General features: G+C 69.8%; 16 protein-coding genes. 4 read left to right on the top strand and 12 right to left on the bottom strand.

Features of this window, described 5'->3' with window-relative positions:
- From VHB27_RS24065 to VHB27_RS24030, 8 genes are all read right to left on the bottom strand, one after another.
- A partial coding sequence (locus VHB27_RS24065; protein WP_325605422.1) for an MCP four helix bundle domain-containing protein occupies positions 1–796 on the bottom strand: 796 nt, incomplete at its 3' end.
- A gap of 101 nt (positions 797–897) precedes the next feature.
- Positions 898–2,142 carry an amino acid ABC transporter substrate-binding protein gene (locus VHB27_RS24060; protein ID WP_325605420.1) on the bottom strand — a complete coding sequence of 415 codons (1,245 nt, stop codon included), beginning with the start codon at positions 2,140–2,142 and terminating at the stop codon, positions 898–900.
- Between the two features lie 211 nt (positions 2,143–2,353).
- Complete coding sequence (locus tag VHB27_RS24055) at positions 2,354–3,223, bottom strand: CheR family methyltransferase (RefSeq protein WP_325605418.1); 870 nt, start codon at positions 3,221–3,223, stop codon at positions 2,354–2,356.
- Positions 3,223–4,242 carry a protein-glutamate methylesterase/protein-glutamine glutaminase gene (locus VHB27_RS24050; protein ID WP_325605416.1) on the bottom strand — a complete coding sequence of 340 codons (1,020 nt, stop codon included), beginning with the start codon at positions 4,240–4,242 and terminating at the stop codon, positions 3,223–3,225. The genes VHB27_RS24055 and VHB27_RS24050 overlap by 1 nt, the downstream gene beginning before the upstream one ends.
- A gap of 221 nt (positions 4,243–4,463) precedes the next feature.
- Positions 4,464–4,832 (bottom strand): response regulator, encoded by a 369-nt coding sequence (locus tag VHB27_RS24045; protein WP_325605415.1) that lies wholly within the window; start codon positions 4,830–4,832, stop codon positions 4,464–4,466.
- Positions 4,833–4,836: 4 nt separating this feature from the next.
- Positions 4,837–5,370, bottom strand: a complete 534-nt coding sequence (locus VHB27_RS24040) for a chemotaxis protein CheW (protein WP_325605413.1) — start codon at positions 5,368–5,370, stop codon at positions 4,837–4,839.
- Positions 5,371–5,398: 28 nt separating this feature from the next.
- Positions 5,399–8,041, bottom strand: a complete 2,643-nt coding sequence (locus VHB27_RS24035) for a chemotaxis protein CheW (RefSeq protein WP_325605411.1) — start codon at positions 8,039–8,041, stop codon at positions 5,399–5,401.
- Between the two features lie 100 nt (positions 8,042–8,141).
- Positions 8,142–8,681, bottom strand: coding sequence for a histidine phosphotransferase family protein (locus VHB27_RS24030; protein ID WP_325605409.1), 540 nt, complete (start codon positions 8,679–8,681; stop codon positions 8,142–8,144).
- A 186-nt stretch (positions 8,682–8,867) separates the two neighbouring features.
- On the opposite strand from VHB27_RS24030, the gene moaA reads away from it, so the two are divergent.
- Complete coding sequence (moaA, locus tag VHB27_RS24025; RefSeq protein ID WP_325605407.1) at positions 8,868–9,866, top strand: GTP 3',8-cyclase MoaA; 999 nt, start codon at positions 8,868–8,870, stop codon at positions 9,864–9,866.
- 62 nt (positions 9,867–9,928) lie between these two features.
- Here moaA and VHB27_RS24845 read toward each other — a convergent pair whose 3' ends face one another.
- From VHB27_RS24845 to VHB27_RS24015, 3 genes are all read right to left on the bottom strand, one after another.
- Complete coding sequence (locus tag VHB27_RS24845; RefSeq protein ID WP_408904042.1) at positions 9,929–10,201, bottom strand: type II toxin-antitoxin system RelE/ParE family toxin; 273 nt, start codon at positions 10,199–10,201, stop codon at positions 9,929–9,931.
- Positions 10,202–10,240: 39 nt separating this feature from the next.
- Complete coding sequence (locus VHB27_RS24020; protein WP_325605405.1) at positions 10,241–10,519, bottom strand: CopG family ribbon-helix-helix protein; 279 nt, start codon at positions 10,517–10,519, stop codon at positions 10,241–10,243.
- A gap of 107 nt (positions 10,520–10,626) precedes the next feature.
- On the bottom strand, positions 10,627–11,427 hold the full coding sequence (locus tag VHB27_RS24015) for a methyltransferase domain-containing protein (protein ID WP_325605403.1): 801 nt from the start codon (positions 11,425–11,427) through the stop codon (positions 10,627–10,629).
- 83 nt (positions 11,428–11,510) lie between these two features.
- On the opposite strand from VHB27_RS24015, the gene VHB27_RS24010 reads away from it, so the two are divergent.
- The 3 genes from VHB27_RS24010 (at position 11,511) to VHB27_RS24000 (ending at position 15,714) form a co-directional block, all read left to right on the top strand.
- Positions 11,511–13,115: a rhodanese-like domain-containing protein gene (locus VHB27_RS24010; RefSeq protein ID WP_325605401.1), complete on the top strand. Its 1,605-nt coding sequence runs from the start codon at positions 11,511–11,513 to the stop codon at positions 13,113–13,115.
- 97 nt (positions 13,116–13,212) lie between these two features.
- Entirely contained in the window at positions 13,213–14,037 is an 825-nt protein-coding gene (locus tag VHB27_RS24005) for a double zinc ribbon domain-containing protein (protein WP_408904041.1), read from the top strand.
- A complete protein-coding gene (locus VHB27_RS24000; protein ID WP_325605399.1) occupies positions 14,038–15,714 on the top strand; it encodes a glycosyltransferase family 39 protein in 1,677 nt (558 codons plus the stop codon).
- Here VHB27_RS24000 and VHB27_RS23995 read toward each other — a convergent pair whose 3' ends face one another.
- The gene (locus tag VHB27_RS23995) at positions 15,715–16,065 is read right to left on the bottom strand and encodes a hypothetical protein (protein ID WP_325605397.1); all 351 of its coding nucleotides are present in this window, start codon (positions 16,063–16,065) and stop codon (positions 15,715–15,717) included. It lies immediately after the preceding gene.
- Between the last annotated feature and the right edge of the window lie 53 nt (positions 16,066–16,118).

Below are 16,118 nucleotides of genomic sequence, written 5' to 3'. Positions count from 1 at the left end.
CGGCGGCGAGCTGACGCGCGGTGATGCCGCTCTGCTTGAATACCTCGAGCGAGCGGGTCAGCGAACCGATCTCGTCCTTGCGGTCGCCGCCATCGATCGTGACATCGAAATCGCCGGCGGCCAGCCGGTCGACCGTGTCGGTCAGCCGCCGCACCGGCTTGGCGACGCCCAGGATGATGGCGGCCGCGGCCCCGGCGCAGACCAAGACGCACAGGACAATCGCGATGATGGTCACCAGGCGCGCGGACTGGAAAGTCGCCGCGCCTTCGTCGGCGGCCTTCCGGCCTTCGGTCTCGTTGAAATCGGCGTCGCTGGAGATCGCGGCGAGGGCGGCCTCGAAATTCGCCTTGTCGTCGTTGGCGTACAGGGCCAGCAGGGCGGCGACGTCCCCTTTCGTGCCGAGACGGACGATCGTATCGGTGGTCGCCTTGTATTTGTCCCAGGCTGCGGCGAAGGCTTTCATGTTCGTTTCGTCCGCCGTGCCGGGCGCGATCAGCGGCGTATAGGCCGCATAGGCCCTGTCGGCGTCGCTCACGGCGCCGTTGAACGTGGCGACTTCCTGCTTCCATTTCTCAGCGTCTCTGCCGGCTGCGACGATGGCGACGCGCGCTTCCTTGATCCGGACGTTGTTGACGGCGTTTTCCAGCTTTCCGAGCGCCACCGTGGATGGAAGCCAGTTGTCCCGTATGTCCTGGGCCTTCTGGTTGACGCTGGATGTCTGCCAGAGGCCGAAGACGCCCAGCGACAGCGCGCTGGCAAACGCCAGAGCCATGGCTGCCGCGATCTTCGTCGCCATCGACCAGTTTCGCCACATCTGCATTGTCCGGACCTTTCAAACCAGGTCCCTGGCAGTTAGCAGGATGGGCTTAAGAAACGATTAATCGGGCGCGACCGATCTCAATCTTTCGCACTGGTATAAGGATAGCGCAGCGTGCCGTTCTTCAGCGCGGGCGGATACAGCACGGTCGGCGCCTTCATGTCGCGGAACTGCGCCAGGTCGTGACCCTTCACGCCCTGGAACTGCACCTCCAGCACGCGCGGCTCCGCCCATTCGCCGTTGGGGCCGAACTTGATGTCGCCGACGATGGTGTGAAACGTGTGGCTGCGGAGGTAGTCCGCGAGCTTGGCCTGGTCGGTGCCGTGGGTCGCGGTGACGGCCTCGCCCACCACCTGAAGGTCGGCATAGGCGAAAGGCGGCAGGTAGAAGCCCAGCGCGTCGACGCCGGTATCGCCGACGCGGGCCTGGTATTTCGCCAGGAACGCCTTGGCCTCGGGCGTTGCGTAGGGACCGACCGGCAGCCAGAAATCATAGTTGACGATCCCGTTCAGCAAGGGGCCGAGCTGGGTCTTGATCGCCGTCGCCTGCAGCCCGACCATGCCGCCGCCGAACAGTTTCGTGTTCAGTCCGACCTCGTTCGCCGCGCGTATCATGCCGACGGTGTCCGGCGGATACGATCCCACGAACACCATGTCCGGGTTCGTCGCCTGGATCGCGCGGATGATGGGCGAGTAGTCCGTGGTCGTCGGCGGATAGGTCTTGTCGTAGACGATCCGGTATCCGTCGCGCTTCGCCAGGGCGCGCGCCCCGTCCAGCGCGTTGCGGGAGAATTCGGCGTCCGCGCCGACCAGCGCGATCGTCTTCGGCCTTGGATCGGCTTCCTTGGCCACCGCGAAGAACGGGGCCGAGAACGCCTCACGGGGGTTCGCGCCGCCGGCGGGGATGATGGAAAAATAATTCGGGTAATGGAACTCGCTGTTCACGCCCAGGCCGAACAGGCCGACCAGCGTCAGGTGCCGCTGCATGGCGATGGGCAGGGCGGGGGCGACCATGTTGGTGCCGTTGCCGGCGATCAGCAGGTCGACCTTGTCGACATCCAGCAGCTTGGTGATGATCCCCGGCACCAGGGCGGGATTGGACTGGTCGTCGTAGGTCAGCAGCCTGACCGGGCGGCCCAGCAGCCCGCCCTTGGCGTTGGTGTCCTGCACCCAGATCTGCATCGCCAGCAGCGCCGCCTTGCCGTTCGCCGCCAGCGCGCCCGTCTGGCCGAGATCGAGGCCGATGGTGAAGGGAGGTTCCGCCCGCGCCGCCGGCGCGGCCGCCAGCAGGACAAGCAGCATGAAAGCCCGCGTGATCCGCGCCATCCGTCGTTCCCCCCCTTGATTATCCGTTGCGTGCAGGTTGCGACGTTTCCGCGCCCAGGGGAAGCCTGGCAGGAGGCCTGATCGGGGAGCCTGGCAGGAAGGCGGGGCAGGGAAGCCGGGCGGGGAAGCCCGGTGGGGAAGCCGGGCAGGGACGTCCGGCAGGGAAGCCCGGCAGGGAAGCCTGGCGGGGACGTCCGGCGGCGGGGTCGCTTCAGGCGAGAACGGGGACCCGCCCGCCCGGCGCATGCGCCGCACCCGCCGCTGCCACGCCATAGACGCCGCGTTCGGCGGTCAGCGGCGCAAAGCGGTTGGTGATGCCCAGCACCGTTTCCGCCCCGCCCAGGTACAGCAGCCCGTCCGCCGGCATCGCGCCGGCGATCGATTCCAGCACCCGGCCCTTGGTCGGCTGGTCGAAATAGATCAGCACGTTGCGGCAGAACACGATGTCGAAATGACCCAGCGAGCGCGGGTCCGACAGCAGGTTGAATTCGCGGAACTGGACCATGGCGCGGATCTGGTCGTGGATGCGCCAGTTGCCGTCTTCCTTGCGGAACCAGCGCATCAGCATCTGCACCGGCAGGCCGCGCTGCACTTCGAACTGGGAATAGAGGCCTTCACGCGCACGATGGAGCTGTTCGCGGGCGATGTCGGTGCCGATGATCTCGACGCGCCGCTCGCCCAGGACGGCGCGGCATTCGGCGATGATCATGGCCAGCGAATAGGCTTCCTGGCCCGAGGAGGAGGCCGCCGACCAGATGCGGATCGGGGTCGCTTGGGACCTGGCGCCGGCGATGCGGGGCAGGGCGTGGTTGCGGAAATGCAGGAACGGTTTGTCGTCGCGGAAGAAGAAGCTTTCGTTGGTGGTCATCGCCTCCACCACCTCGCGCGCCAGGGTGTCGGCGCCGGGGCGCCGCAGCCGGTCGGCCAGTTGGTTCAGGTCGGCCAGCTTCTCCCGCTTGATGATCCCGCCAAGCCGGGTCTCCAGCAGGTAGACCTTGTCGCGGCCGATGGTCAGCCCCGACGTCGATTTCAGCATCGACGCCAGCATGTCGAACGACGCGGGAGAGAGGTTCGCCGCCATCACGGGGCCCCTTTCAGCAGTTCCAGCAGTTTGGGAGCGATCTGCGGCAATGGCAGGACGGCGTGGCACAGTCCGGCCTGGGCGATCGCGCCGGGCATGCCCCAGACGACGCTGGTCGCTTCATCCTGGGCGATCGCGGTGCCGCCGGCGTCGACCACGGCGCGCGTGCCGGCCAACCCGTCATGGCCCATGCCCGTCAGCATGGCGACCAGGACGCGTCCGTCGCAGGCGATCGCGGCGCTGCGCAGCATCGGGTCGACCGACGGCCGGCAGAAATTCTCCGGCGGGTCGCTGGTCAGGCGCACGCGTAGCCGACCCGGTCCGCCCTCGACCACCATGTGCCGGTCGCCCGGCGCCAGGTGCAGGTGGCCAGGCACCAGGGCGTCGCCGTCCTTCGCCTCGTGGCAGGGTATGACGCCGAGGCGCGTCAGGTGGTCGGCCAGCATCGCCGTGAAGGCCGGCGGCATGTGCTGGGTCAGCACGATCGGCAGGTCGATCGGCCGCGCCAGCCCTTGGACCAGCGCGAACAGCGCCTGCGGCCCCCCGGTCGAGCTGCCGATCGCCAGCAGCGCCGGCCGGCGCGCGGACGCCGGACGCAGCGCGGGAAGCGCGCGCGCCGCCGCCGGGCGGAACCGTTTCGGCGCCAGCGCCTTGACCTTCTGCAGCAGCTCCCGCCGGAACTGGTCGTCGCCCAGCGTGCCGATGGAGGATGGCTTCGGTACGTAGTCCGATGCCCCCAGCCGCAGCGCGCGCAAGGCGATGTCCGCGCCCCGCGTGGTCAGCGTGGAGGCCATGATGACCTTCAGGCCGGGCGCGGTCCGCAGCAGCAAGGGCAGGGCGGCCATGCCGTCCAGCACCGGCATTTCGATGTCCAGGATGACGACGTCGCAGGGCCGCCGGCCCAGCTCTTCGATCGCCATGCGCCCGTTGCCGACCTTGGCGGTGACCGCGATCTCGGGGTCCGCTTCCAGGATGCGGGCGATCGCGCCGCGGATGGTGGCGGAATCGTCGCAGACCATGACGCGGACCGGGTCGGAGGTTGGGGCCGATCCCGTTGGGCCCGATCCAGTCAGGCCCGATCCAGTCAGGCCTGATCCAGTCAGGCCTGATCCCGTTGGGCCCGATCCAGTCAGGCTCGATCCTGTTGGGCTCGATCCAGTCAGGCCTGATCCCGTCGGGCCCGATCCGGTCAGGCCCGGCCTTGGGGCGGGAACGGCGGGCAGCGCGCGCGCGGCGGCGGTCACGGCAGGCCGACCTGGGCGAGCTTGCCGGTCAGGATCTCCTCGTCGAACGGCTTCATGATGTATTCCTGCGCGCCGCCGGCGATGGCCGCCTCGATATGGCTCATGTCGTTCTCGGTCGTGCAGAACACGACAGGGGGCTTGTCCGGGCCGAACTCCTGGCGCAGCGCCTTCAGGAAGGTCGGGCCGTCCATCACCGGCATGTTCCAGTCCAGCAGGACGCAGTCCGGCAGGCTGGCGCGGCAGGCGGCCAGCGCCTGCTGGCCGTTCTCGGCTTCCGCGACTTGGAAGTCATTCGCCTCCAGGATGCGGCGGGCGACCTTGCGGACGATGCGGCTGTCGTCGACCACCAGACAGATGCGGGTCATGCCGTCACTCCTCTTCCACCAGGGCAAGCAGCTTGGAGACGTCCAGGACGACCAGCAGCCGCCCTTCCAGGCGGTAGATGCCGGTGCTGAACGCTGCCCAGGACGGATGCAGCGTCGGCGGATTCCGCTCGAACGTCGCGGGATCGAGGCTCATGACCTCGCTCACCTGGTCCACCAGCAGCGCGTACAGCTCGCCGCCCTGTTCGGCGACCACCGACATCGGCGTCTGGTCGGGGGGCGCGGGCGGCAGGCGCAGCCGGGCGCGCAGGTCGATCGCGGTGACGATGCGCCCGCGCAGGTTGAGGCTGCCGGCGATCTCGGGCGGGGCAAGGGGAATGCGGGTGATCGATTGCTCCCCCAGCACGTCGCGCACCGCCAGCACCGGCACGCCGCAGAGCTGGTCGGCGACGGTCAGCGTCACGAGTACCTGCCGCTCCTCCGCGACCGCGGCCGCACCGCCCGCGACCTGGGTGCCCCCCTGAATGCCCCCTTGAACGCCCCCTTGGGCGCTGGGCCGGTCCAGAATGTCCGTCGTCATCGTCGCTTCTCCGTCGTCAGCCGGGCGGTCAGGCCGCCACGGGCTCTTCCAGGCAGGCGCGCAGGCTCGTGATCAGGCGCTCGCGCTCCATCTTGGGGACGAAGCCGGTGAAGCCCGCCTCGTGCCCGGCATCGGCGTAATAGGGGTCGCTGTGCCCGCTGAGGGCGATCAGCGGCAGCGCCGTCCAGCCGCCGCCCGAGCGCACCGCCTGGGCGAAGGCGATGCCGTCCATCTCGGGCATGTCGATGTCCGAGATGATGGCGTCGAACATCTTCCCGGCGTCGCGCAGCTTCAGCGCGTCCGCCGCGCTGGGCGCGGTCGTGACCCGATACCCGGCGGCGCCCAGGGTCGGCACCATCAACTGGCGGAAGAAGTCGCTGTCGTCGACCAGCAGCACGTGCTTCTGCCCCGGTGCGGTGCCTTTGCGCGGCACGCCGCGGAACCAGTCCTCCCACGCCTGCATCAGCCAGTAGCCGGTATCGAGGATGTCGGTGGCCTGGCCGCCGATGACCGAGGTGCCCAGCACGCCCGGCCGGCCGCTGGCCAGCTCGATGTCCAGGTGGTCCTCGACCACGTCGATGATCTCATCGACCATCAGGCCCATGATCCGCTCGCCCTCGGCGAACACCAGCAGCGGCTGGTGCGGGCTTTCCTGGTCGGTGCCGCCGTCGATCGAGATCAGCGGCATCAGCTTGCCGCGGTACTGCGTGACCGGCGCGCCGGAGGAGGTCTCGATCTTCGTCCGCGGGATGTCCTCCAGCCGGGCGACCAGGCCCAGCGGGACGCCCATCCGCAGGCAGCTTCCGGCGCGGAACAGCAGCATGGCGGTCTGGTCGGCCGAAGACTGCGCGTCGGCGTGGCTGGACCGCGCCAGCCGCCCGTCGCCGCCCGCGCCGACGCCGGTCGCGCGCGCGATGCCGTTGGGATCGAGGATCATGATCACCGACCCGTCGCCCAGGATCGTGTTGCCGCTGAACATCGTGACGTGGCGCAGGATCGGGGTGACCGGCTTGACCACGATCTCCTCGGTGTCGAACACCCGGTCGACGATGATGCCCATCATCTGCTGGCCGACCTGGGCGACCACCACATGCGCGGTCCCGTCGGTGTGCGACGCGGCGCCGAGCTTCAGGAGCTCGGTGAGGGAAACGAGCGGCAGCAGGCGGTTGCGCAGGCGCAGCACCGGCGTGTCGTTGATCCGCTCGATCACGCTTTCGCCGGTGTTCTCCAGCCCGCCGTCGATGCGGGCGCGGACCAGCTCCACCACGCTGATCTGCGGGATGGCGAAGCGTTCGCTGGAGGCCTCGACGACCAGCGCGGACACGATCGCGAGCGTCAGGGGAATCTTGACGGTGAACTTGGTGCCGTTGTTCGGCACTCTCTTCAGGTCGATCGTGCCGCCGATCTTCTCGATGTTCGTCTTGACGACGTCCATGCCGACGCCCCGCCCCGACACCGCCGAGATCTTCGCCGCCGTCGAGAACCCCGCTCGGAAGATGAACCGCTGGATCTGGCCCTCGGTCATGCCGGCCAGCTCCTGTTCGGTGGCCAGGCCGTTCTGCAGCGCCTTGGCCTTGATGCGGTCGACCGCGAGGCCGCGGCCGTCGTCGGAGATCTCCAGGATGATGTGGCCGCCTTCGTGGAAGGCGTTCAGCACGATCTGCCCGGTCTCCGGCTTGCCGGCGGCGCGGCGTTCGGCGGGCGTTTCCAGCCCGTGGTCGCCGCTGTTGCGCACCATGTGCGTCAGCGGGTCCTTGATCAGTTCCAGCACCTGCCGGTCCAGCTCGGTATCGGCGCCCAGCATGGTCAGCTCGATCTTCTTGCCCATCTCGTGGGCCAGGTCGCGGACCAGGCGCGGCAGCTTGTTCCAGGCATTGCCGATCGGCTGCATGCGCGTCTTCATCACGCCTTCCTGCAGGTCGGACGTGATGTGCGACAGGCGCTGCAGGGGCACCGTGAAGGCGCTGTTCTCCTGGTTGCGGGCGAGCTGGAGGAGCTGGTTGCGGGTCAGCACCAGTTCGCTGACCAGGGTCATCAGGTCTTCCAGCACGTCGACCGTGACGCGGATGGTCTGCGCCGCGGCGACCGGACCGGCGGCTTCCGCGGTGCCAGGGGTGGCAGTACGGGCGGCAGGGCGGGCGGCGGTGCGGGCGGCGGGCATGGACGGTTCGGCGGCCGGCGGCGGTTCGGGCGCGGGGTCCGGGACGGCTTCGGCGGTGGCGTCCGGTTCGGGCAAGGGCGCGGGGGCGGGCGCAGCGGGTTCGGACGCGACGGGCGCAGGCGCCGGGGCGGCCTGGCCGCTGGCGGTGGCGTTCAGCGTCTCGATCAGCGGGACGTCGTCGCCGGCCGGCTCGCCGCCGGTCTCGCCCAGCTTGGCGACGATCATCTTGATCCGGTCGATCGCGGCCAGCACCTGGCTGACGATGTCGGGCGTCACGCCCAGGGTGCGGTCGCGCAGCCGTCCCAGCACGTTCTCGGCCGCGTGGGCGACGCGCTCCAGCCGCGGCAGGCCCAGGAAACCGCAGGTGCCCTTGATGGTGTGGACCAGGCGGAAGATGCCCGACAGCGTGTCGACGTCGTCGGGCGTGCGCTCCAGCGTCACCAGCGCGACGTCGAGCTCGGCCAGGCTCTCGTTCGTCTCGGTCAGGAAGTCGGCAAGCAAATCGTCCACGGCAACCCCCAGGGCAGCCCGTCACTCCGGGCGGGAGGGGATGGTCGCAGGACTTCGCAAACAAAAGGTAAATGCGGGGAGAATTTTGTGTCCGGAACGGTCAGGCCGTCAGTCGCAGGATCGGCGGCGCCGGCTGGCGGGTGGGCGGCATGACGAGCGACAGGCGCAGCCCTTCCCGCCGGGCCAGCAGGACGGTGAAGGCGCCTTGCAGGCCGGTTTCCGTCTGCAGCGCGGTGAGCGCGGCCGCGTCGTCCGCCAGCAGTGCCGCGAAACCGGCCGGCAGGGCGGCGCCGGCGCCGGCCAGGCGGACGAACACGTCTTCGGCGGACCCGGCCAGGGCAACGGTGCCGCCGTTCGGCAGCGAATCGGCGCCGAGCAGCAGAAGGTTGAGCAGGACCCGGCCGAGACCGGGGGCAAACGTCGCGGGCGGTGCCAGGTTGGCGGTGTCCAGCCGCACATCGGCCGGCAGTCCGGCGGCCAGCGAAACGACCGTTTCCAACGGCAGCGCCCCCGACCGCGGCGCCCAGGCGGCATGGCGGAGCGCCTGGGACGGACCTATGACCGGAACCGGTGCGTGTCCGTCATACAGGCGCATCGAAGCGAGCTCGATGATCCTGATGGCAGCCTCGACCCCGATCATGGACGCCTTTTTCCGTTCACGGTCGCAGGATGCTCGGCCCGGTCGCCAAAGTCGAGCGTCAGCTATGCCTTGTCGCCGGCCTTCAACCCCTCTTGGCCCTTGAAGATCGGCCGGTCTTGGCGCAAGTCATTTGTTTGAACGCGGTTTCAGGCACCGTGTCAGCCTGATGGGAGACGACGACCAATCATGATCGATCCGTTCGGCAGGCCGATCACATACTTGCGGGTCTCGGTGACGGACCGCTGCGACCTTCGCTGCGTCTATTGCATGGCGGAGGACATGACGTTCCTGCCCAAGCGCGACCTGCTGACGCTGGAGGAGATGGAGCGGCTGTGCACCACCTTCATCCGCCTGGGCACCAACAAGATCCGCATCACCGGCGGCGAGCCCTTGGTCCGCCGCGACGTCGTGCACCTGTTCCAGGCGCTCGGCGGCCGGATCGGGACGGGGCCGGGCCAAGGCTTGCGGGAACTCACGCTGACCACCAACGGCACGCAACTGGTCAAGCACGCGGAAACGCTGGCGGCGGCCGGGGTGCGGCGGGTCAACGTGTCGCTGGATACGCTGGATGCGAACCGGTTCACCCAGATCACCCGCTGGGGCAGGATCGAGCAGACGCTGGACGGCATCTTCGCCGCCAAGGCCGCCGGGCTGGCGGTCAAGATCAACGCCGTGGCGATGAAGGGCGTCAACGAGACCGAATTCGACGCCATGCTGGCCTGGTGCGGGGAGCACGGGTTCGACCTGTGCCTGATCGAGACCATGCCGATGGGGGACATCCAGGGCGACCGGACCGACCAGTACCTGCCTCTGTCCGTCGTCCGCGCCCGGCTGCGCAAGACCTGGACGCTGGCGGAGACGGACTACCGCACCGGCGGCCCTGCCCGCTATTTCGACGTCGTCGAGACCGGGCAGCGCATCGGCTTCATCACGCCGATGACGCATAATTTCTGCGAGAGCTGCAACCGCGTCCGGCTGACCTGCACCGGGACGCTGTACATGTGCCTGGGGCAGGACGACGCGGCGGACTTCCGCCCGCTGCTGCGCGCCGGCGCGACGGACGCGGACCTGGAAGACGCGGTGCGGGAGGCGATTTCCCGCAAGCCGAAAGGGCACGACTTCATCATCGACCGCCGCCACGACAAACCGGCGGTGGCGCGGCATATGAGCGTTACCGGGGGGTAGGGGCGCTTCCCTGGCTCCTGGTGTCCGGGGGGCTTCGCGGCATGTCGCGGCACTGAAGACCCTTACCGGCCAGGTCGCGAGGTGTATCCGGCTTCCCGCTGGTGTCGTACGGCCAGGATTGTCACGGTCTCGCCGTCGAACTGATAAAGGGCGACATAGCCGCTATTTCCGAAATCGATCAGCCATTCCCGAAACCGCGAGTCCGTGTCCTCGACAGGTCGTCCCAATCGTGCCTGCTGCCCAAGAATTCTGACACCGAACCTTATGGCTTGGATGGCCCGTCGAGCAGCATCGCTGTTTTTCGATACAAGGAAACTCCGGTACAAGGAAACGATGTAGGCGTCGAACGTCGGTCGGCGCCGCCGGCGTCCAGATCAGGCGTGGCAAGCCGGCGGTTCCGCGTCCTCACCAGCCTCCAGCTTCGCCAGCCACGCATCCGCTTCTTCCTGCGTCACGTGCAGCCCATCCGCCTGGTAGGCTTCCCAGGCATCCAAGGCGTCTGCCCGGAATGCCTCCCGCTTCTCCTCGCGCTCGACATACTGCGCGATCGCTTCGCGCATGATCCAACTCGCCGAGCGGCGCCGGGCGGAAGCCAGGTGCTGCACGCGGGTTTGCAGATCATCGTCAAGCTCGAGCGGGGTCGTAGTCGCCATTTTCAGTACCGGAACACGAACACAAAAAGAGTCTATCAGAGGCTACGATGCTTCTGCGATCATCTTTCCCCGAGGGTCGTGTCATGAGACATTACTTCCCTGATGCATCAGCCCCCGTCCGCCTTCCATCCCGTCATCATCGCCAGCCGCAGCGTCAACCCGATCCGTCCATCCGTCACCGGCAGGCGTGCGAGCGCCAGCGGCATCAGCAGCCGGGGCGGGGGCGTACGGCTGCGCTCACGCAGGGCGCTGGTCTCGCCTGCGGCGCGCAGGTCGGCCACCAGCGCCAGTGCGTCGGCGTAGAGCAGCCGGATCTCCTCCATGTCCGCCACCGGCAGCTCGAACCCCGCGCGTTGCAGCAAGTGCGCGCAATCCCGCAACTCCGGGAACGGCGAAACGCGGGGGGAGGCGCCGCCGGTCAGCTCAGCCTCGGCTTCGGTCAGCGCCTGGCGCAGTTCCGCCAGGGTGCCGAGCGCGGGGATGTTGGCCAGGAACAGGCCGCCCGGCCGCAGGCTGCGGCGCAGTTGCAGCAACGCGCCGGGCAGGTCGTTGACCCAGTGCAGCGACAGGTTGGCGACGATCAGGTCGAAGCTGTCGGGGGCGAAGGGCAGAAACTCCTCGTCCGCCACGACGCAAAGGCCCGCCGGGGGACCACCGCTCAGCGCCGCCATGGGCGCGGACAGGTCGGCCGACACGGTGCGGATACCCCTTGCCCGCAGCATCGGCGCCACCACCCCGCGGCCGCCGAGGTCGAGCGCGTCGCCGAAGCGCCGGTTGGTGTCGTCCAGCCGGTCCAGCAGCCGCTCCGCCGCGTCCCGCAGCACGTCCGCCACCCGCCCCACCGACCGCGCCGCCCGGTCGCGGTGACGGCGCACGACGGTTCGGTCGAACACCAGCATCCTGTCCATGCGCGGTCATGTGCGCCGGCGGGCGGCGATTGCCAAGCCATGAGCCTCGGCTGTACCGTCCGCCGCGACCGGGAGGACCCCCCATGAGACATATCGACGCCAAGACCCTGCACGGCTGGATCACCGATGGGCAGGAACTCGCGCTGCTGGATGCGCGCGAGGACGGGGAATTCGGCGCCTCGCACCTGTTCTGGGCGATCCCTTGCGGGCTGGCGCGCAAGGAGATCCGGGCGCGGGCGCTGCTGCCGCGCAAGTCGGTCCGCATCTGCTGCGTGGATGACGGGCGCGGCATCGCCGAGGACCTGGCGGCGTGGCTGGAAGGCATCGGCTGCACCGACGTCTCGGTCCTGAAGGGCGGCACCAAGGCGTGGGAAGCAGCGGGCTATGTGCTGTTCAGCGGCGTCAACGTGCCTTCCAAGGCGTTCGGCGAATGGGTGGAGCATCATTACGGCACGGAAAGCGTCGACGCGCCGGAACTGAAGGGATGGATCGACAGCGGGCGCGACATGGTGGTGCTGGACAGCCGCACGCTGGAGGAGTTCCAGCGCATGTCCATCCCCACCGGCGTCAGCGTGCCGGGCGGGGAGCTGGCCTATCGGATCGGCGACATGGTGCCCGATCCGAAGACCCTGGTCGTGGTCAACTGCGCCGGCCGCACCCGCAGCATCATGGGCGCGGAAAGCCTCCGCCAGGCGGGTATCCCCAACAAGGTCGTGGCCCTGCGCAACGGCACGATGGGCTGGGAACTGGCGGGCCTGGCCTGCGACCGCGGCAGGACCCGCAAGTTCGAACCGGGGACGCCGAAGACGCTCGACCTGGCGCTCCAGCGGGCCAAGGCCTTCGCCGAACGCTCCGGCGTCGGCGTCGTCGGCGCACTGGACCTGTCGCGGTTCGAGGATGATCCCGACCGCACGCTCTATGTCCTGGACGTGCGCGATCCGGTGGAATTCAAGGCGGGGCACCGGCCGAACAGCCAGAACGCGCCCGGCGGTCAGTTGGTCCAGGCCACGGACACCTGGATCGGCGTGCGCAATGCGCGGATCGTGCTGGTGGACGATACCGGCGTGCGGGCGCGCATGGCCGGGGCGTGGCTGCGGCAGATGGGCCATCGCGACGTGTTCGTCGTGGAAGGCGGGCTGGACGCGATCATGGACTCCGGCAGCGCGCCGGTGACGGTGCCGGAACTGGCGGCGCCGGTGGAGACGATCGACGTGTCGGGGCTGACGCACCTGCTGGATGCCGGGTCACGGACGCTGATCGTCGACCTGGGCCGCAGCCTCGATTTCCGCGCCGGGCACATCCCCGGTTCCGTCTGGGGCGTGCGGTCGCGGCTTTCGGCGCTGAAACCGCGCATCGAGGCGGCCGATACCGTGGTGCTGACCTCGCCGGACGGGATGCTGGCGCGGCTGGCGGTGCCCGAGGTGGCGGCGATGGCGTCCGCGCCGGTCCGGGTCCTGGAAGGCGGCACCGCCGAATGGCACGCGCATGGACGGCCGCTCGACAAGGACCGCACCAATCCGGCGGACGAGGACTGCATCGATTTCTACCTGCGCCCCTATGACCGCAACAGCGGGATCGAAGAGGCGATGCACGCCTATCTGTCATGGGAGATCGATCTGGTGCACGAGATCGAGCGCGATGGGACCGTGGCGTTTGGCATCCCCGGCGAAACCCAGGCAGCCGCCTGACCGCTCGATGCGGCCGCGGCCGGAGGCACGGGCCTTTGGGGGGCCTGTCTTTCCGAGGGGACCGGGTCGGGGGTCGCGCGAGCCGGGGAAGTGCAACCTGGGGGGACGCGACCTCGGGCGACTTGGTCTCGGGGGACGGCCCCGGGGGGGACGTGCTCTTGGGGGAGGTGCTCTTGGGGGACGCAGCCTGTCGCTGCTCCGCCGCGCCGGGACCCGGACCCTGGACACGCTGCTGCCGCCGCAATGCCCGGTCTGCGGTTCGGCGGTGGATCGGCAGGGCGCGCTGTGCGCCGGCTGTTTCGCGCGCATCAACTTCGTCACCCCGCCGTTCTGTGAGCGCTGCGGCGTGCCGTTCGCCGCGCACCAGGCCGGAGCCTGCCCGGCCTGCACCGATCACCCGCCCGTGTTCCGGCAGGCGCGGGCGGCGCTGCGCTATGATCGGCAGAGCCGCGACCTGATCCTGCCGTTCAAGCATGCCGACCGGCTGGAGCTGGCGCCGGTCCTCGCCGCCATGATGGCGCGGGCCGGGGCCGCGTTGCTGGCGCGCGCCGAGGTGCTGGTGCCGGTGCCGCTGCACCGCAGGCGGCTGTTCCATCGCCGCTACAACCAGGCAGCCGTCCTCGCGGGCCTGTTGGGCCGGTCCGTCGGGGTGCCGGCGCTGCTGGACGGGCTGGTGCGGCAGCATGAGACGGAGTCGCTGGACGACAAGTCCCCGCAGGAGCGCGCGCTGGCCGTGGCCGGCGCCTTCGCGGTGCGGGGCGCGCGGGTCGAGCGGGTGCGAGGGCGGACGGTCTTGCTGGTGGATGACGTGATGACCTCGGGCGCCACCGCGAATGGCTGCGCCCGAGCGCTGCTGGACGCGGGGGCGGCGGCGGTGGACGTGCTGGTCGCCGCGCGCGTGCCCGATCCCCGGCTGTCCTGAATGCGCGACCGCGTTCTGTGGGGCGGGCTGCTGGGCCTGACCGTGCTCCGGCTGGTGGTCGCGGCCGTGACGCCGCTGTCGCCCGACGAGGCGTATTACTGGATCTGGTCGCACGCCCTGGCGCCCGGGTACCTGGACCATCCGCCGATGGTGGCGCTGTGGATCGCGGCCGGCACCGCCGTCCTCGGCCAGTCCGCGTTGGGGGTCCGGCTGCTGGGTCCCCTGGGATGCCTGGGGGCGTCATGGCTGTTGTATGACGCGGGACGGGTGTTGTTTCCGGGGACGAATGCCGGGCGGACCGGGGTGCTGCTGCTGAATGCCTCGCTGATCCTGGGCGTGGGCTCGATCATCATGACCCCGGACACGCCGCTCCTGGTGTTCTGGACCGCGACGCTGTGGGCGGCCGCTCGGATTGTGCCGGCCGGGTCGCAAGTTGACGACGCGCCGGCCAACGGTGCGTTGAAAGAGGGGGCGTCGACCGGTGGGGCGTCGACCGGTGGGGCGTCGAACGGTGGGGCGTCGACCGGTGGGGCAGCGCGAGGCCGGGCCGGGTGGTGGCTGGTCGCCGGCCTGTGCGCGGGACTGGCGCTCGACAGCAAGTATACCGCCGCCTTCCTCTGGATCGGGTTGGGCGTGTGGGTGATCGCGACTCCCTCGCTGAGGGGCTGGCTGCGGCGGTGGGAGCCCTATGCCGGCGGCTTGCTGGGGGTGCTGCTGTTCGTGCCGGTCCTGGCCTGGAATGCGCGGCGCGGCTGGGTGGGGCTGCTGAAGCAGGGGGGACGGGTCGGCGACTGGCACCCGGCGCGCGCCATCGGCTTCCTGGCGGAACTGGTCGGCGGGCAGGCCGGGTTGGCGACGCCGGTCATATTCGGCCTGTGCATGGTGGGTCTTGTGGTCGCGGTGCGGCGCGGGTGGGTCGCCGCAAGGGGGCGCGGAGATGTCGCCCCAATGGGGCGCGGCCATGTCGCCCCGATGGGGCGTGGGCATGTCGCCGCGATGCGGCACGGACATGCCTCCGCGGTGCGGCACGGCGGGGCCGGGGATGCGCGCTGGTCGCTGCTGGCGTCGCTTTCGGTGCCGCCGATCCTGGTGTTCGTGCAGCACGCGCTGGGCGACCGCGTGCAGGGCAACTGGCCGGCGATCATCTACCCGGCGCTGGCGCTGGCCGCGGGGGCGGTGGCGGCGGAGGAGAGGACGCCGAGCGCGATGGCGGCGGCCAGGCGCTGGGTGTCCGCGGGGCTGGCGATCGGGTTCGGGGTGACGGCGCTGGCGTACCTTCAGGCGACCACGCGATTGTTCCCGCTGCCGCCTCGGCTGGATCCGATCAGCCTGCGGCTGGCGGGGTGGCCGGTTGTGGCGGACCAGGTGCGCGGCGCGCCGTTCGTCGCGGTGGAGGGCTATGCCCCGGCGTCCGAGATGGCGTGGTCCACGGCGGGGCCGGTGCTGGGGACGGATCGCCGGTGGGGGCTGGTGGATCTGCCTGCGATGCCGATCGCCGGCCGGACCGGCCTGCTGCTGCGGGACGCCGGACGGACGCAGCCGCCCGATCCGGCGCTGTGGGCCTCGGCGGTCCCCGTCGGCCCGGTGCGGCGTCCGGGGGCGACCGATCGCGGGTTCATGCTGTTCCGGGTGACCGGTGCGCCAGGGGTTCGGCTGGTCCGGCTGCCGGCGCGGTAGCTACGGGTCGTCATCCCGCCGGTGACGGCGCCGCGGGCCGGCGAGGACGTCGTCGCCTTCATCGAGGTCGTCGTTGCGGAGCACGTCGTCGTCGCGCCGCGGATGGGGCGTCATCATCCGGTCCGGGTAGATCGTCAGGTCCGGATAGACCCCCTGGTCCGCGCCGAGATGGCCCACGATGCCCCAGATGCCGGGATGATCGGGGCAGGCGCATTGGGTGCCCTGCGGCTGGACGCGGCTGAGGGGACAGACGCTGCGGACGGTCTTGCAGTACAGCGTCGGCTGCGCGATCGCCGCTCCGGCGGGAAGCAGCGCGGCGGCGCAAAGAAGGAGGCGAGGGAGGAAACCCATGGGAAACATCCGATCCGATCGGCCACAGGATCGGACGGAAAGGTTTCCCGAGG

Source organism: Rhodopila sp. (genome assembly GCF_035548235.1).
Lineage (GTDB): Bacteria > Pseudomonadota > Alphaproteobacteria > Acetobacterales > Acetobacteraceae > Rhodopila.
This window is presented reverse-complemented; position numbering and strand designations above follow the sequence as displayed.

What these genes read in the sequence shown, in the direction of transcription:
- VHB27_RS24055 (WP_325605418.1), bottom strand. Translation starts at nt 3,223, where the DNA reads ATGGCGGCGAACCTCTCTCCCGCGTCGTTCGACATGCTGGCGTCGATG.
- moaA (WP_325605407.1), top strand. Translation starts at nt 8,868, where the DNA reads ATGATCGATCCGTTCGGCAGGCCGATCACATACTTGCGGGTCTCGGTG.
- VHB27_RS24030 (WP_325605409.1), bottom strand. Translation starts at nt 8,681, where the DNA reads ATGATCGGGGTCGAGGCTGCCATCAGGATCATCGAGCTCGCTTCGATG.
- VHB27_RS24020 (WP_325605405.1), bottom strand. Translation starts at nt 10,519, where the DNA reads ATGGCGACTACGACCCCGCTCGAGCTTGACGATGATCTGCAAACCCGC.
- VHB27_RS24050 (WP_325605416.1), bottom strand. Translation starts at nt 4,242, where the DNA reads ATGGTCTGCGACGATTCCGCCACCATCCGCGGCGCGATCGCCCGCATC.
- VHB27_RS24060 (WP_325605420.1), bottom strand. Translation starts at nt 2,142, where the DNA reads ATGGCGCGGATCACGCGGGCTTTCATGCTGCTTGTCCTGCTGGCGGCC.
- VHB27_RS24000 (WP_325605399.1), top strand. Translation starts at nt 14,038, where the DNA reads ATGCGCGACCGCGTTCTGTGGGGCGGGCTGCTGGGCCTGACCGTGCTC.
- VHB27_RS24045 (WP_325605415.1), bottom strand. Translation starts at nt 4,832, where the DNA reads ATGACCCGCATCTGTCTGGTGGTCGACGACAGCCGCATCGTCCGCAAG.
- VHB27_RS24015 (WP_325605403.1), bottom strand. Translation starts at nt 11,427, where the DNA reads ATGGACAGGATGCTGGTGTTCGACCGAACCGTCGTGCGCCGTCACCGC.
- VHB27_RS23995 (WP_325605397.1), bottom strand. Translation starts at nt 16,065, where the DNA reads ATGGGTTTCCTCCCTCGCCTCCTTCTTTGCGCCGCCGCGCTGCTTCCC.
- VHB27_RS24040 (WP_325605413.1), bottom strand. Translation starts at nt 5,370, where the DNA reads ATGACGACGGACATTCTGGACCGGCCCAGCGCCCAAGGGGGCGTTCAA.
- VHB27_RS24010 (WP_325605401.1), top strand. Translation starts at nt 11,511, where the DNA reads ATGAGACATATCGACGCCAAGACCCTGCACGGCTGGATCACCGATGGG.